This is a genomic window from Microbacterium salitolerans, from assembly GCF_019720895.1.
Classification (GTDB): Bacteria; Actinomycetota; Actinomycetes; order Actinomycetales; family Microbacteriaceae; genus Microbacterium.
The window spans coordinates 1-14,511 of the sequence record NZ_JAHKSH010000007.1; the positions used below are offsets into that span (position 1 = coordinate 1).

The 14,511-nt window shown below is 69.9% G+C and carries 15 protein-coding genes; all 15 read left to right on the forward strand.

Annotated features, from left to right (window positions below):
• Positions 1–245 precede the first annotated feature (245 nt).
• The gene (locus tag KOL93_RS15235; protein WP_221586323.1) at positions 246–1,202 is read left to right on the forward strand and encodes a hypothetical protein; all 957 of its coding nucleotides are present in this window, start codon (positions 246–248) and stop codon (positions 1,200–1,202) included.
• Between the two features lie 32 nt (positions 1,203–1,234).
• A complete protein-coding gene (locus KOL93_RS15240) occupies positions 1,235–2,215 on the forward strand; it encodes a tetratricopeptide repeat protein (protein WP_260406652.1) in 981 nt (326 codons plus the stop codon).
• Entirely contained in the window at positions 2,199–3,236 is a 1,038-nt protein-coding gene (locus KOL93_RS15245; RefSeq protein ID WP_221586275.1) for an HAD-IIA family hydrolase, read from the forward strand. The genes KOL93_RS15240 and KOL93_RS15245 overlap by 17 nt, the downstream gene beginning before the upstream one ends.
• Positions 3,237–3,261: 25 nt before the next feature.
• Positions 3,262–3,402 (forward strand): hypothetical protein, encoded by a 141-nt coding sequence (locus KOL93_RS15250; protein ID WP_221586276.1) that lies wholly within the window; start codon positions 3,262–3,264, stop codon positions 3,400–3,402.
• Positions 3,399–4,223 (forward strand): TlyA family RNA methyltransferase, encoded by an 825-nt coding sequence (locus tag KOL93_RS15255; RefSeq protein ID WP_221586277.1) that lies wholly within the window; start codon positions 3,399–3,401, stop codon positions 4,221–4,223. Before KOL93_RS15250 ends, KOL93_RS15255 begins: the two co-directional genes overlap by 4 nt.
• Positions 4,220–5,203: an NAD kinase gene (locus KOL93_RS15260; RefSeq protein ID WP_221586278.1), complete on the forward strand. Its 984-nt coding sequence runs from the start codon at positions 4,220–4,222 to the stop codon at positions 5,201–5,203. The genes KOL93_RS15255 and KOL93_RS15260 overlap by 4 nt, the downstream gene beginning before the upstream one ends.
• Entirely contained in the window at positions 5,200–6,888 is a 1,689-nt protein-coding gene (recN, locus tag KOL93_RS15265) for a DNA repair protein RecN (protein WP_221586279.1), read from the forward strand. Before KOL93_RS15260 ends, recN begins: the two co-directional genes overlap by 4 nt.
• 87 nt (positions 6,889–6,975) lie before the next feature.
• Positions 6,976–8,658 (forward strand): CTP synthase, encoded by a 1,683-nt coding sequence (locus tag KOL93_RS15270; protein ID WP_221586280.1) that lies wholly within the window; start codon positions 6,976–6,978, stop codon positions 8,656–8,658.
• Positions 8,655–9,221 carry an NUDIX domain-containing protein gene (locus KOL93_RS15275; RefSeq protein WP_221586281.1) on the forward strand — a complete coding sequence of 189 codons (567 nt, stop codon included), beginning with the start codon at positions 8,655–8,657 and terminating at the stop codon, positions 9,219–9,221. Before KOL93_RS15270 ends, KOL93_RS15275 begins: the two co-directional genes overlap by 4 nt.
• Positions 9,222–9,229: 8 nt before the next feature.
• Entirely contained in the window at positions 9,230–10,132 is a 903-nt protein-coding gene (xerD, locus tag KOL93_RS15280; protein ID WP_221586282.1) for a site-specific tyrosine recombinase XerD, read from the forward strand.
• 82 nt (positions 10,133–10,214) lie between these two features.
• On the forward strand, positions 10,215–11,207 hold the full coding sequence (locus tag KOL93_RS15285) for an ATP-binding cassette domain-containing protein (protein WP_221586283.1): 993 nt from the start codon (positions 10,215–10,217) through the stop codon (positions 11,205–11,207).
• On the forward strand, positions 11,204–12,034 hold the full coding sequence (locus KOL93_RS15290) for an ABC transporter permease (RefSeq protein ID WP_221586284.1): 831 nt from the start codon (positions 11,204–11,206) through the stop codon (positions 12,032–12,034). The genes KOL93_RS15285 and KOL93_RS15290 overlap by 4 nt, the downstream gene beginning before the upstream one ends.
• Positions 12,035–12,195: 161 nt before the next feature.
• Positions 12,196–13,074: a ParA family protein gene (locus KOL93_RS15295; RefSeq protein WP_221586285.1), complete on the forward strand. Its 879-nt coding sequence runs from the start codon at positions 12,196–12,198 to the stop codon at positions 13,072–13,074.
• Between the two features lie 4 nt (positions 13,075–13,078).
• Positions 13,079–13,927 carry a segregation and condensation protein A gene (locus tag KOL93_RS15300; RefSeq protein ID WP_221586286.1) on the forward strand — a complete coding sequence of 283 codons (849 nt, stop codon included), beginning with the start codon at positions 13,079–13,081 and terminating at the stop codon, positions 13,925–13,927.
• The gene (gene scpB / locus KOL93_RS15305; protein WP_221586287.1) at positions 13,917–14,489 is read left to right on the forward strand and encodes an SMC-Scp complex subunit ScpB; all 573 of its coding nucleotides are present in this window, start codon (positions 13,917–13,919) and stop codon (positions 14,487–14,489) included. The genes KOL93_RS15300 and scpB overlap by 11 nt, the downstream gene beginning before the upstream one ends.
• The last annotated feature ends 22 nt before the right edge of the window (positions 14,490–14,511 follow it).

Consider the following 14,511-nt stretch of genomic DNA (forward strand, 5'->3'; position numbering starts at 1 on the left):
CCGATGGTACTGCACCGGGGACGGTGTGGGAGAGTAGGTCACTGCCGGACTTCACTTAGAGATGAAAGGGTCACCCAGTGTGGGGTGGCCCTTTCGTCGTTTACGGACCCGACTTATGCTCGGGAGATGGACATCGGGGCGTGCCGGCTCGGCGCAGCGCCCGCGCAATAGGGGAGTGGACATGGCCACCGACGATAGACACGACAACGGCGAGCGACGCGACGGCGATCGCCGGCAGCGTCGCGATGACGGTGGCCGTCGTTCGGAGCGCGATGATCGCTCCGGCGGCGCGCGGAGGGACGACGGTGCGCGTCGCGAAGGCGACCGACCGCGTTCTGGGCGTGATGACCGGGATCGTCGGGGCACAGGCGGCGACCGCCCCCGCTATGGACGTGACGACCGGTCCGGTGGCGCGCGGAGGGATGACCGCTCGGGTCGGAATGGCTACGGGCGTGATGACCGTTCTGGTGGCGATCGTCCGCGTTACGGGCGTGATGACCGCTCCGGTGCGGCGCGCGGAGACCGTGACGGTGGCGCGCGAAGGGACGATCGTTCGAGCCGGGATGGCTACGGACGTGACCAGCGTTCTGGTGGGGATCGTCCGCGGTATGGGCGTGATAACCGTGATCGTCGCGGCTCGAGCTCCGATCGTCCCCGCTACGGTCGCGACGAGCGTTCCGGCGGTGGACGCGACGCCGGTCGCCCGAGCGCAGGTCGCGATGATCGTGATCGTCGGTTCTCCGGCGACAAGGACCGCGGACGCCCGCGTGGTGACGGTAACCGCGCGGCTGGCCGTGGCGAGAGCTCGCGTTCGTGGCGCGACGGCGATCGACCCCGCCCGCCGTGGAACGAGGATCGCCGGCGTGATGGTGGCGAGCGCGGCCGCGGATACTCGTACGGTGGGAGCCGTCCGTGGGAGAAGGACGCGGGTCGCGGATCTTCATCCCGCGACGGCGAACGGCGTGGAGGCCCTCGTCGCGACGACCGTCGCCCCTCCGACGGTGGTGACCGTCGGTTTGATCGTCGTGACGAGCGTGGTGGTGACCGTCGGTTTGATCGTCGTGACGAGCGTGATGGCGATCGTCGGTTCGACCGGGATTCGCGTCCGCCCCAGGAGGATCGCGTCCGCGATCCCGAGCTTCCGGACGACATCACGCCGAAGGACCTCGCGCCCTCGGCACGCAACGAGCTCAAGACGCTGAGCAAGGAGAATGCGGAGCGCGTCGCGCGTCACATGGCGATGGCCGCCCGCACGATCGACGAGGACCCGCAGCTCGCGCACGAATACGCGCAGGCCGCGATGCGTCATGCCGGTCGCGTCGCCGTCGCTCGCGAGACGCTCGCCGTCACCGCGTATGCGACAGGCGACTTCGCGCTCGCGCTGCGGGAGCTGCGCACGGTGCGCCGCATCACCGGTCGCAACGAGCACGTGGCGATGCTGGTCGACAGCGAGCGCGGCGTGGGCCGTCCCGAGAAAGCCCTGGAAGAGGGACGCGCCGCGGATCGCGACGCGCTTCCCGTGCAGCAGCGCGTCGAGCTCGCGATCGCGATGTCCGGTGCCCGGCTCGACCTCGGTCAGACCGAACTCGCACTGCACGAACTCGACATCGCGGAAGACGATCCCAATCGCGCATTCGAGTGGAGCGCGGGGCTGTTCGCCGCGCGCGCGGCCGTGCTCGAGGATCTCGGCCGCGCGGAAGAGGCCGCGGAATGGGCACGCCGCGCCGAGATCGCCGCCGATGCGATCGCCTCCAAGCTCGCAGAAGACGACACGATCGAGATCGAGGAGATCGAGTTCGAGATGTCGGAGGATCTCGCTGTGCTGGATGCGGATCTGCACGGCGAGTCGGCTACGGCTTCCACGGACGTCGACGACGTTGAGTCCGAGTCCGAGTCCGAGTCCGAGTCCGAGTCCGAGTCCGAGTCCGAGTCCGAGTCCGAGTCCGAGTCCGAGTCCGAGTCCGAGTCCGAGTCCGAGTCCGACGCATCGTCGAACTCGGACGCCGCGACCGCTGTCGAGGAGACGGTTGCTGTCGAGGAGACGGTTGCTGTCGAGGAGGTCTCAATCGAGGACGAGGTGTCCGAGCTCCTCGCCGATGCCGGGATCACGGACGACGCCGAGGAGGCCTCGGATTCTGCGGAGAGCGACCCGCAGGGCGAGGAGAAGCGGAACGACGACACGGAGGAAGACCGACCCGATGGCGCTCTTTTCTAAGAAGGCCGGCCCCACGCCCCTCGATGGCGTGGACGTGGTCTTCGCCGATCTCGACGGCATCGTCTACGCAGGTCCGGGAGCGATCCCGCATGCGATCGACGGGCTGAACAGGGCAGAGGCCGAGGGGCGGCGTCTCGGCTACATCACCAACAATGCGTCTCGCACCGACGTGTCGGTGGCGGCGCACCTGACCGATCTGGGCCTGCACGCGGGTGCCGACGACATCGTGACGAGCCCTCAGGCCGCGGTGCGCCTGCTCGGCGAGAAGGTGCCGACGGGATCGACGATCCTCGTCGTCGGCGGGGAGGGTCTCGTCGTCGAGCTCGAGAAGGCGGGCTACGTCGTCACGCGCAGCTCGCAGGACGAACCGGCCGCCGTCGTACAGGGCTTCAACCCCGATGTCGCGTGGACCGACCTCGCGGAGGCGGCGTTCGCACTGGCGACCCCCGAGGACGAGGGCGGGATCCCCTGGATCGCGACGAACACCGACTGGACGATCCCGCGTGACCGTGGCGTCGCGCCCGGAAACGGCACGCTCGTGTCAGCCGTGCACACGGCGGTCGGCAGGCTCGCGACCGTCGCCGGCAAGCCGCAGGCGCCGATCTTCCATGCGGCGGTCTCGCGATTCGACGCGTCGAAGCCGCTCATGCTCGGTGACCGGCTCGATACGGACATCCAGGGCGCGTGCGCTGCCGAGATGGACTCGGCGATCGTCCTGACCGGGATCGATCGACCCAAGCACGTCCTCGCGGCGCTGCCGCACCAGCAGCCCACCTACATCCTCGGCGACCTGCGCGACCTGTTCGATCCGTACCCCACGGTCAGGCAGCGGAGCGACGTAACGACGGTCGGCGACGCGAAGGTGCGCATCGACGGGCCGCGAGTCGAGATCCTGGCCGAGGGGTCGAAGGACATCGATCTGCTGCGCGCCGGCGCGCACGCGATCTGGGCGACGGGCCGTCAGATCTTCGGCTTCGACGTGCCCGAGCGGCTGTATCGCGACACCTTCCATCGTCAGTGAGGCGCGACGGCGTAGCCTGGAGGCCATGACCGACGACAACGCCGAGAGCGAGCTGGTGAGCCGCCTCCCGATCATCGAGGACCAGCCGCTCTCCGAGCGCGCGGAGGCGTACCGCGCGCTCCACGACGATCTGTCGGCCCGCCTCGAGCAGGCTCCCGAGGCGTGAGCGCGCGGCTCGACGCCGAGCTCGCGGCTCGCGGTCTCGCGCGTTCCCGCACGCACGCGGCACGTCTCGTCGCGGACGGCCGTGTGACGATCGACGGCGTGATCGAGCGGAAGAGCTCTACGAAGGTCGCGGTCGACCAGCGGCTCGATGTCGACGCCGACCAGTACGTCAGTCGGGCCGCGCACAAGCTCATCGCCGCGCTCGACGTGTTCGACATCGACGTCACCGGCCGCACGGCGCTCGATATGGGCGCCTCCACGGGCGGATTCACACAGGTGCTGCGCGAGCGAGGGGCGGATCCGGTGCTCGCGGTCGATGTCGGACATGACCAGATCGCGCCGGACATCGCCGCGGATCCCGGCGTGCGCGTCGTCGAGGGGTTCAACGTCCGTTTCATGACGCCGGCCGCCCTGGCGGAAGCCAGCGGGATCGCGGACCCGCCCCGCATCGTGACGGGAGATCTTTCGTTCATCTCGCTCCGTCACGTCCTGCCCGCCGCCGTCGAGGTCGCGTCTCCCGACGCCGACCTGGTGCTGCTCGTCAAACCGCAGTTCGAGGTGGGCCGCACGAACGTCCGCGGTGGGATCGTCGAGGACCCGGCGCTGCGCGCCCAGGCGGTCCGCAACGTCCTCGCGCAGGCGGCGGACCTCGGGTGCGGGACGCTCGGAGTCATCCCGAGCCCGATCACGGGAACGCACGGCAACGCCGAGGCGGTTGTTCATATCGGGCGCGGCCGCGGATCCGATCCGACAGAATGGGAAGACGAGGTCGTCGGCTTCGCGCAGGCTCCACCCGCACCCGGTCCGAGAGGGGGACGATGAACGCGCGCAACATCCTGATCGTGGCTCACGCGCATCGAGAGGACACGGTCGAAGCGGCGACGCGCATCGTCTCCATCATCCGCGAGCAGGGCGCGACGCCCGTGTTCCCACCAGACGACCGGGCCGAGCTCGGCGAGCTCGTCCCGAGCTTCCTCGAGGTGGATGCGCTTGGCATCGATGTCGCACTCGACACGATCGACGTCGCCATCGTGCTCGGCGGCGACGGCACGATCCTGCGAGCGGCCGAGCTCGTGCGCGGCGGCACGACGCCGATCCTCGGCATCAACATGGGGCATGTCGGCTTCCTCGCCGAGATCGAGCGCGACGACATGGACGATGCCGTCCACCGCATCCTCGCGGGCGACTTCGTCGTCGAGGAGCGTCTCGCGCTCGCGGTGAAGGTGCGCGATCGCACGGGCGAGCTCGTCTACGAGACGTGGGCGCTCAACGAGGCGTCGATCGAGAAGGACTCTCGTGAGCGCATGATCGAGATCGTCATCGAGATCGATGGGCGTCCGCTTTCGACGTTCGGTGCCGACGGGTGCGTCGTCTCGACGCCGACCGGATCCACGGCGTACAACTTCTCGGCGGGCGGGCCCGTCATCTGGCCCACCGTTCAGGCGATCGCGGTCGTGCCGCTGTCCGCGCACGCGCTGTTCGCGCGACCGCTCGTGATCGGCCCCGACCACGCGGTCGCGGTCGAGGTGCGCGACGGCGGTCTCGGATCCGGGGTGCTGTGGTGCGACGGTCGCCGCTCGCACCTCCTGCCGGTCGGTGCGCGTGTCTCCGTGAAGCGCTCGGAGGACCCCGTCCGCCTCGCGCGACTGCACCCGGCGGCGTTCACCGACCGGCTGGTGCGCAAGTTCCAGCTTCCCGTGCACGGCTGGCGCGGTCCGACCGGCACGATGATGACCGAGGCGGTGAGCGTCATCCCGCCGGCGACGTCACGCCGCGACAGAAGGGGAGGACCGGCCTCGTGATCGAGGAGATCAAGCTGCACGACCTCGGTGTGATCGCTGACGCGACGCTGCCGATCGGACCGGGTTTCACCGCCATCACGGGAGAGACCGGTGCGGGGAAGACGATGGTCGTCACGGGCCTCGGCCTGCTGATGGGACAGCGCGCCGACAGCGGCACGGTCCGCTCCGGAGCCCGGCAGTCGGTCGTCGAGGGGATCTGGAACGTCCCGAACGCCGGTGGCGTCGCCGAGCGCGTGCGCGACGCGGGCGGCGACCTCGAGCCGATCGGGTCCGGACGCTGCGAGCTCTATCTCTCGCGCACGATCCAGGCGGAGGGGCGCAGTCGCGCGAGCGTCGGCGGTCGGGCGGCGCCCGCGGGAGTGCTCGTCGACCTCGCCGACAAGCTCGTCGCCGTGCACGGCCAGACCGATCAGCTGCGCCTGAGATCCCAGGTGGCGCAGCGTGACGCGCTCGACCGCTTCGGCGGCGACGACCTCCAGGAGGCGCTGACGGCCTACCGCGAGGCGTACGACGCGTGGAGCGCGATCGACCGCGAGCTGACGCAGCTGATCGGCGAGCGCGACATCCGCGCGGCCGAGGCCGATCGCCTGCGCGTCGCGCTCGGCGAGGTCGAGGCCATCGCGCCCGAGCAGGGCGAGGACGAGCAGATCGCTCAGCGCGCCGAGCGGCTGGCGAATGCGGAGCAGCTGCGAGAGGCCGCGCTCCTCGCCCGCGAGGGCCTGTCGAGCGAGGAGGGCGCGCCCGATGCTGCCACGATCATCGGCGAGGCGAAGCGGGCGCTCGATCGCGTGAGCGACACCGCGCTCGACGCGATCGGCACACAGCTCGCCGATCTCACCTACCGCGTGAGCGATCTCGCGGTCGAGCTGTCCAGCTACCTCGCCGATCTCGACGAGCACGGCCCGCAGGAGCTCGCGGCGGTCGAGGAGCGCCGCGCGGCCCTCGGCGGCCTCGTGCGGGCGCACGGATCCCTCGACGCGGCGATCGAGCTGCTCGAGTCCGGATCCGCGCGCCTCGCCGAGCTCGACGACGACGGAGACCGGGTCGAGCGCCTCGGACAGCTCCGCGAGGGCGCACGCGGCGCGCTCGACGTCGCGGCGGAGCGGCTCACGGAGGCGCGTCGCGCGGCGGCCGAGCGACTGGGTGCCGCCGTCACGGACGAGCTGCACGCGCTCGCGATGCCCGACGCCCGTCTCGTCGTCGACGTCTCGCCGGGGGCGGAGCAGACGCACGGGCACGACGAGATCGCGTTCCTGCTCGCACCGCATCCCGGCGCGGAGCCGCGTCCCGTCGCGAAGGGCGCCTCCGGGGGAGAGCTCAGCCGTGTGATGCTGGCGATCGAGGTGGTCGTCGCGGCGACCGACCCCGTCCCCACGTTCATCTTCGACGAGGTCGACGCCGGCATCGGCGGCGCGGCCGCGATCGAGGTGGGCCGTCGCCTCGCCAAGCTGGCGGAGACGGCACAGGTCATCGCCGTCACGCACCTGGGTCAGGTCGCGGCGTTCGCGAACAACCATCTGAACGTCGTGAAGTCGAGCGACGGATCCATCACGGCGTCGAGCGTGACGCGTCTGGACGGCGCCGAGCGGGAAGCCGAGATGGCTCGCCTGCTGTCGGGGATGGCCGACAGCGATGCGGCGATCGAGCACGCGCGCGAGCTCCTCGCGCTCGGCGTCGCGGCGTGAGTATGCTCGTGCTCAGTCCATTCCCAGCGCGCATGCGCGGCGCGCCCACCCGAGGATCTTCGCAGAGCGTTAGGATTGAAGCCCGTGATGCAGACTTCTGACGCGGCGACAAACGACACCACCAAGCACATCTTCGTGACGGGCGGTGTCGTTTCCTCATTGGGCAAGGGACTCACGGCAGCCAGCCTGGGCAACCTCCTCACGGCGCGCGGTCTGCACGTGGTCATGCAGAAGCTCGATCCCTACCTCAACGTCGACCCGGGGACGATGAATCCGTTCCAGCACGGGGAGGTCTTCGTGACCGACGACGGCGCGGAGACCGACCTCGACATCGGCCACTACGAGCGCTTCCTCGACATCAACCTGTCGCAGGCGGCGAACGTGACCACCGGCCAGGTGTACTCGCAGGTGATCGCGCGCGAGCGCCGCGGCGAGTACCTCGGCGACACGGTGCAGGTGATCCCGCACATCTCCGACGAGATCAAGCGCCGCATGCGCCTGCAGGCCCAGGACGACCCGAAGCCCGACGTGATCATCACGGAGGTCGGCGGCACCGTCGGCGACATCGAGTCGCAGCCGTTCCTCGAGTCGGCCCGCCAGATCCGCCATGAGCTCGGCCGCGACAACGTGTTCTTCGTGCATGTGTCGCTCGTGCCGTTCATGGGCGCGTCGGGCGAGCAGAAGACGAAGCCGACGCAGCACTCCGTGGCGGCCCTGCGCCAGGTCGGCATCCAGCCCGACGCGCTCGTGCTGCGCAGCGACCGTCCCGTCACGGACGGCAACATGGACAAGATCGCGCTGATGTGCGATGTGCCGCGTGAAGGCGTCGTCAACACGGTCGACCTGCCGAGCATCTACGACATCCCGTCGACGCTCAACGGCCAGGGCCTCGACGCGTTCATCGTGAATCGCTTCGGTCTCTCCACGGCCGGCGACGTCGACTGGTCGCGCTGGCAGAAGGTGCTCGACGCCGTGCATCACCCCAAGCACGAGGTCACGATCGGCCTCGTCGGCAAGTACATCGACCTGCCCGACGCGTACCTGTCGGTGACAGAGGCGCTCAAGGCGGGCGGCTTCGCGCAGGACACGAAGGTCAACATCCGCTGGATCGCGTCCGATCTGTGCGAGACGCCGGCTGGCGCCGCCGAGAACCTGGGCGAGCTCGACGGCATCTGCGTGCCCGGCGGGTTCGGCATCCGCGGCATCGAGGGCAAGCTCGGCGCGCTCCGGTTCGCCCGCGAGCAGGGCATTCCGACGCTCGGCCTCTGCCTCGGTCTGCAGTGCATGGTCATCGAGTACGCGCAGAACGTCGCCGGCATCGAGGGCGCGTCGTCGAGCGAGTTCGACCCCGAGACGGCGGCGCCGGTCATCGCGACGATGGCCGAGCAGGTCGAGATCCTCGAGGGCGGCGATCTGGGCGGCACGATGCGTCTCGGGCTCTACCCCGCGAAGCTCGCGGAGGGGTCCATCGCCGCAGAGGTGTACGGATCCACGCAGGTCTCCGAGCGTCACCGTCACCGCTACGAGGTGAACAACCGCTACCGCGACCAGATCGGCGAGGCGGGCCTGACGTTCTCCGGTCTCAACCCCGAGCTCGACCTCGTCGAGTTCGTCGAGCTGCCGCGCGACGTGCACCCGTACTACATCGCGACGCAGGCGCACCCTGAGCTGCGCTCGCGTCCGACCGAGGCGCACCCGCTCTTCCGCGGCCTCGTCGGCGCGGCCCTCGAGCGCCACAGCTCGAGCGAGCTGTTCGAGGTCGAGGAGTGACAGACGTCCTGCGCGATGAGCCGCTCGAGGTCGACGTCACGCGGTCCGACGTCGTCTTCGACGGCGTCGTGTGGGACGTCCGGCAGGACCGATTCCGCTACGGCGACGACGAGCTGGTGCGGCACTACGTCGATCACACGGGCGCTGTCGCGGTCGTCGCGATCGACGATGCGGAGCGCGTGCTGCTGATCCAGCAGTACCGCCACCCGATCCGCGCACGCGACTGGGAGATCCCGGCGGGTCTCCTCGACGTCGAAGGGGAGGACCCGCGCGATGCCGCGGCGCGCGAGCTCGCGGAGGAGGCCGATCTCCTCGCGGACGAGTGGGAGGATCTGGGATCCTTCGCCCTCACGCCGGGCGGATCCTCGGAGCACATCCGCATCTTCCTCGCGACGGGCGTGCGTCCGACCGGTGAGACGTTCGCGCGCGGCGACGAGGAGGCGGACATCCGCACGGAGTGGGTGCCGATCGATCAGGCCGTGGCCGCGGTCGAAGAGGGGCGCATGCGCAATGCGGCCCTGGTGATCGGGATCCTGCTCGCCGCGCGGCGGCGCTCGGCCTGAGGCGCACCGTGCAGCTCGACCGCGCCGTCGACGCCTATCTGCGCCACATCGCGATCGAGCGCGGGCTGAGCGACCACACGGTGGCGGCGTATCGACGCGACCTGGGCGGCTACCTCGAGTGGCTGGCGGAGCGCGGCGTCGAGTCGCCGGATCGCGTGACGCGCGCGCACGTCGAGGAGTTCGCCGCCGATCGCGCGACCGCGGATCCCCCTCCTGCGGCGTCGTCGCTGGCGCGGCTGCAGTCATCCGTGCGCGGCCTCCACCGCTTCCTCGCGCGGGAGGGCATCGTCGAGGCCGACCCGACCGTGGGGCTCGCGCCGCCGAAGCAGCCGCAGAAGCTCCCGAAGGCCCTCACGATCGACCAGGTCGAGGCGCTCCTGCAGGCGCCGAGCTCCGAGGAGCCGCTCGGGATCCGCGATCGCGCCCTCCTTGAGCTCCTGTACGCGACGGGGGCGCGCGTGTCGGAGGCGATCTCTCTCGACGTCGACGACATGCAGTCGGGGGAGGTGCTGCGCCTGCGCGGCAAGGGCGACAAGGAGCGGATCGTTCCGGTCGGCTCCTTCGCCCGCGACGCGATCGACGCCTATCTCACCCGCGTGCGGCCCGCGCTCGCCGCGAAGGGCCGGGCGACGTCGCGGCTGTTCCTGGGCGCCCGCGGAGCGCCGCTGTCGCGTCAGAGCGCCTGGCTCGTGATCCAGAAGGCGGCGGAGCACGCGCATCTCACGGCGCATGTGTCGCCGCACACGCTGCGGCACTCGTTCGCGACGCACCTCCTCCAGGGCGGCGCCGATGTCCGCGTCGTGCAGGAGCTGCTCGGGCACTCGTCCGTCGCGACGACGCAGATCTACACGCACGTCACCGCCGACGTGCTGCGCGATATGTATCAGTCGGCGCACCCGCGCGCCGTCTGACGCGGATCCGTCGGGTCCCCTTCCGAGTCGGACGCGGCGCCACTACGCTGTCGCCCGATCGCGGACGTCTCGGGGAGGTCGGATGAGCGAGGAGCTCGCCGTCGAAGCGCGCGGTCTCGTCAAGCGCTTCGGCAAGACGACGGCCGTCGACGGCATCGATCTGTCGATCGCCCGCGGCGGCATCTACGGCGTTCTGGGCCCGAACGGCGCCGGGAAGACGACGGCGCTGCGCATGTTCGCGACGCTGCTGCGACCGGATGCCGGCGAGGCCCGCGTGCTCGGCCACGATGTGGTCGCGGAGCCGAAGCGGATCCGCGAGCTCGTGGCGCTCACGGGGCAGTTCGCGTCGCTCGATGAGGACCTCACGGGCATCGAGAACCTCGTCCTCCTCGGACGCCTCTACGGCTTCTCCTCGACGGCCGCCCGGAAGCGCGGCATGGATCTGCTCGACGCCTTCGGTCTGACGGACGCGGCCGCCCGGCAGGTGAAGAAGTACTCGGGCGGCATGCGACGCCGGCTCGACATCGCCGGATCGCTCATCGTCACGCCGCAGATCATGTTCCTCGACGAGCCGACGACGGGTATCGACCCGCGCAGCCGCAACCAGGTGTGGGACATCATCCGGACGCTCGTCGACGGGGGCACGACGATCCTCCTCACCACGCAGTATCTGGAGGAGGCCGATCAGCTCGCCGGCCGGCTCGCCGTGATCGACCACGGCCGCGTCATCGCCGAGGGGACGCCCGGTCAGCTGAAGTCCCAGGTGGGGGCGGGCGCGCTCACCGTGCGCGTCATCGATCCGGCCGACCGTCCGCGCGCCGAGGAGATCCTCGACCGGGCGCTCGGCGTCGAGGTCGTGCGCGAGTCGGATCCCGCCGCCCTCACGACGACGATCGCCGATGGGCAGAGCCCGGCCGCCGCGCTGGCGGCGCTGGAGGAGGCCGGCCTCGACATCGAGTCGTTCGCGCTCGGCCAGCCGAGCCTCGACGAGGTGTTCCTCGCTCTGACCGGCAAGCCCGCCGAGGAGGAGACGGACATCGCGGAGGAGACGCAGCAGGAGGAGGCGGCGCGATGAGCATCGACACGCAGGAGGACACTGCCCGGGTCCGCACCGTCCTGCTGCCCGAGAGCGAGCGGCCCCGGCCCGCGAACGCCCTGAGCTCGTCGATCACATACGGCTGGCGCGCCCTGCTCAAGATCAAGCACATCCCCGAGCAGCTGTTCGACGTGACGATCTTCCCCGTGATGATGACCGTGATGTTCTCGACGATCTTCGGCGGGGCGCTCGCCGGAGGGATCGGCGACTACATCCAGTGGCTCATCCCCGGCGTCTTCGTGCAGACGCTCGTCATGATCACGATGTACACGGGTCTCACGCTGAACCGCGACATCTCGAAGGGCGTCTTCGATCGCTTCCGCTCGCTGCCCGTCTGGCGCCCCTCGCAGCTCGTCGGCGCGCTCCTCGGCGACCAGGTGCGCTACACGATCGCGGGCGTGATCATCCTCCTCGTCGGATTCCTCATGGGATTCCGCCCGGCCGGGGGAGCGACGGGCGTGATCGCCTCGTTCGTGCTCCTGCTGGTCTTCAGCTTCTGCCTGTCGTGGGTGTGGACGATGGTCGCGCTGCTCACCCGCACGGAGCAGGCGGCGATGGGCGTGTCGATGTTCATCCTCATGCCGCTGACGTTCGTGTCGAACATCTTCGTCGATCCGCGCACGATGCCCGAGTGGCTGCAGGCCTTCGTCGACGTGAATCCGGTCAGCGTCATCGTCAGCACGATCCGCGATCTCATGAACGGTACGTACGACGCGGCGTCCGTCGGCCTCGTGCTCGTGTACTGCGCTGTCCTGGTCGCGGTCTTCGGTCCCATCTCGATGTACCTCTACAACCGCAAGAGCTGACGGATCCGGCGCGCCCGGGTGCAGCGGATCCCGGCGATCCTCGGGGGCGCCAGGTAACGATGCGGATACACTCGACGGAGCAGGTCAGCGGCTGACCGCTGACAACGAGGCACGGACGGACGGACGGCCCTCTGGTCGCCTATCCGTCAGGAGGATCATCGGTGGCGAAGACCCAGAACAAGCCGAAGAAGAGCGACGACGTCATTCTCGGCGCCACGGGACGCCCGTACAACGGCTTCCCGACCCCGGCGAAGCTCGACCGGCACGGGCCGGCGCGCATCATCGCGCTCTGCAACCAGAAGGGCGGCGTCGGCAAGACGACGACGAGCATCAATCTCGCCGCCTCTCTCGCGGAGTACGGGCGCAAGGTGCTCGCGGTCGACTTCGACCCGCAGGGCGCGCTGTCGGCGGGCCTCGGGATCCAGACGCACGACGTCACGACGATCTACGACCTCATGCTCGACACGAAGCGCGATGCGCACGATGCGATCGTGTCGACGGCCGTCGACGGTCTCGACGTGCTCCCCGCCAACATCGACCTGTCGGCTGCCGAGGTGCACCTCGTCAACGAGGTCGCGCGCGAGATGATCCTCGCCCGCGTCCTGCGTGGCGTGGCGAAGGAATACGACGTCATCCTCATCGACTGCCAGCCGTCGCTCGGCCTGCTGACGGTCAACGCGCTCACGGCGGCGCACGGCGTGCTGATCCCGCTCGAATGCGAGTTCTTCGCGCTGCGCGGCGTCGCGCTGCTCGTCGAGACGATCGAGAAGGTGCAGGATCGCCTCAATCCGACGCTCGAGCTCGACGGTCTGCTGGCGACGATGTACGACCCGCGCACGCTCCACTCGCGTGAGGTCCTTGAGCGCATCGTCGAGACGTTCGGCGACAGCGTGTTCGAGACGGTCATCGGCCGCACCGTGAAGTTCCCCGACGCGTCGGTCTCCGGAGTGCCGATCATCGACTACGCGCCGGAGCATCCCGCCGCGCAGGCGTATCTGCGCCTGGCGCGCGAGCTCGTGCATCGCGGCGCCGTCGCCTGACGCCATGACGGTCGAGGAACAGGCGCCCGCGGAGCCTGTCTCGCCGTCGGATGCCGCGGATCCGCAGGACGAGAGCGGATTCCGCGTCTCGCTTGCGAACTTCGACGGCCCGTTCGACCTGCTGCTGAGTCTGATCACGAAGCGCGAGCTCGACATCACCGAGGTCGCGCTGTCGGCGGTCACCGACGAATTCATCGCGTATCTCGCGGAGCTCGGTCCCGAGGAGAACCTCGACCAGGCGAGCGAGTTCCTCGTCATCGCCGCGACCCTGCTCGATATGAAGGTCGCGGGTCTCCTGCCGCAGGGCGAGCTCGTCGACGCCGAGGCCGTCGCGCTGCTCGAGGCGCGGGATCTCCTCTTCGCGCGCCTCCTGCAGTACCGCGCGTTCAAGGAGGTCTCGACATGGTTCGCCGCGAACATCGCGCGCGAGGACGCCCGTGTCACGCGCGACGTGCCGCTCGAGGAGAAGTACCGCGCGCGCACGCCCGAACTGCAGTGGACCACGTCCCTCGACGATTTCGCGGCGCTCGCGACCCTCGCCTTCGCGCCGAAGGAGATCCCGACCGTCGGCCTCGATCATCTGCATGCGCCGCAGGTGTCGATCCGCGAGCAGGCGGCGATCGTCGTGTCGTCGCTGCGCACGCGCACCTCGATGTCCTTCCGAGAGCTCGTGGCGGGGGCCGACGGGCCGGGCGTCGTCGTCGCCCGCTTCATCTCGATCCTCGAGCTCTACCGACACGCCGCCGTGTCGTTCGAGCAGCTCGAGCCGCTGGGGGAGCTGACCGTCAGATGGGTCGCAGAGACCTGGAGCGATGAGAACCTCGCGACGCTGGGAGCCGACTATGACACGTGATGACCTCCACCTCCGTCAGCGGCTCGAGGCGCTGCTGATCATCGCCGATGAGCCCATGAGCGTCGTGAACCTGGCGACGGCCGTCGGTGCTCCGATCCCGGCCGTCCGCGCGGCGCTCGCGCTGCTCAGGGCCGACTACGACGGGGAGGCGGACGGGCCGCAGCGCGGGTTCGAGCTGCGCGAGGTCGGCGGCGGGTGGCGCGTGTACGTGCGCGAGCAGCTGGACGCGGTCGTCACCGACTTCATCGGCAGTCAGGCGCCCGCGCGCCTGTCGCAGGCGGCGCTCGAGACCCTCGCGGTGATCGCCTACAAGCAGCCCGTCACGCGGTCGCAGGTCGCGCAGATCCGCGCCGTCAACGTCGACTCCGTCGTGCGCACGCTCCTCGGACGCGGCCTCATCACGGAGATGCACGCGGATCCCGAGACGGGCGCCATGCACTACGGCACCACCGACCTGCTGCTGCAGAAGCTCGGCATCAACTCGACGGCGGAGCTGCCGCCGATCTCGCCGCTGCTCGACGACGGCGCCGACGGGTTCGACGACCTCGAGCAGCTCGCCTGACGAGTTCTGTCTGCGTGCGCCG

Excerpts from the sequence above, each read along its gene's own strand:
- KOL93_RS15235 (WP_221586323.1), top strand. The coding sequence starts at position 246 with ATGACGGTGGCCGTCGTTCGGAGCGCGATGATCGCTCCGGCGGCGCGC.
- KOL93_RS15300 (WP_221586286.1), top strand. The coding sequence starts at position 13,079 with ATGACGGTCGAGGAACAGGCGCCCGCGGAGCCTGTCTCGCCGTCGGAT.
- KOL93_RS15290 (WP_221586284.1), top strand. The coding sequence starts at position 11,204 with ATGAGCATCGACACGCAGGAGGACACTGCCCGGGTCCGCACCGTCCTG.
- KOL93_RS15260 (WP_221586278.1), top strand. The coding sequence starts at position 4,220 with ATGAACGCGCGCAACATCCTGATCGTGGCTCACGCGCATCGAGAGGAC.
- KOL93_RS15270 (WP_221586280.1), top strand. The coding sequence starts at position 6,976 with ATGCAGACTTCTGACGCGGCGACAAACGACACCACCAAGCACATCTTC.
- KOL93_RS15285 (WP_221586283.1), top strand. The coding sequence starts at position 10,215 with ATGAGCGAGGAGCTCGCCGTCGAAGCGCGCGGTCTCGTCAAGCGCTTC.
- scpB (WP_221586287.1), top strand. The coding sequence starts at position 13,917 with ATGACACGTGATGACCTCCACCTCCGTCAGCGGCTCGAGGCGCTGCTG.
- KOL93_RS15245 (WP_221586275.1), top strand. The coding sequence starts at position 2,199 with ATGGCGCTCTTTTCTAAGAAGGCCGGCCCCACGCCCCTCGATGGCGTG.
- KOL93_RS15250 (WP_221586276.1), top strand. The coding sequence starts at position 3,262 with ATGACCGACGACAACGCCGAGAGCGAGCTGGTGAGCCGCCTCCCGATC.
- KOL93_RS15240 (WP_260406652.1), top strand. The coding sequence starts at position 1,235 with ATGGCGATGGCCGCCCGCACGATCGACGAGGACCCGCAGCTCGCGCAC.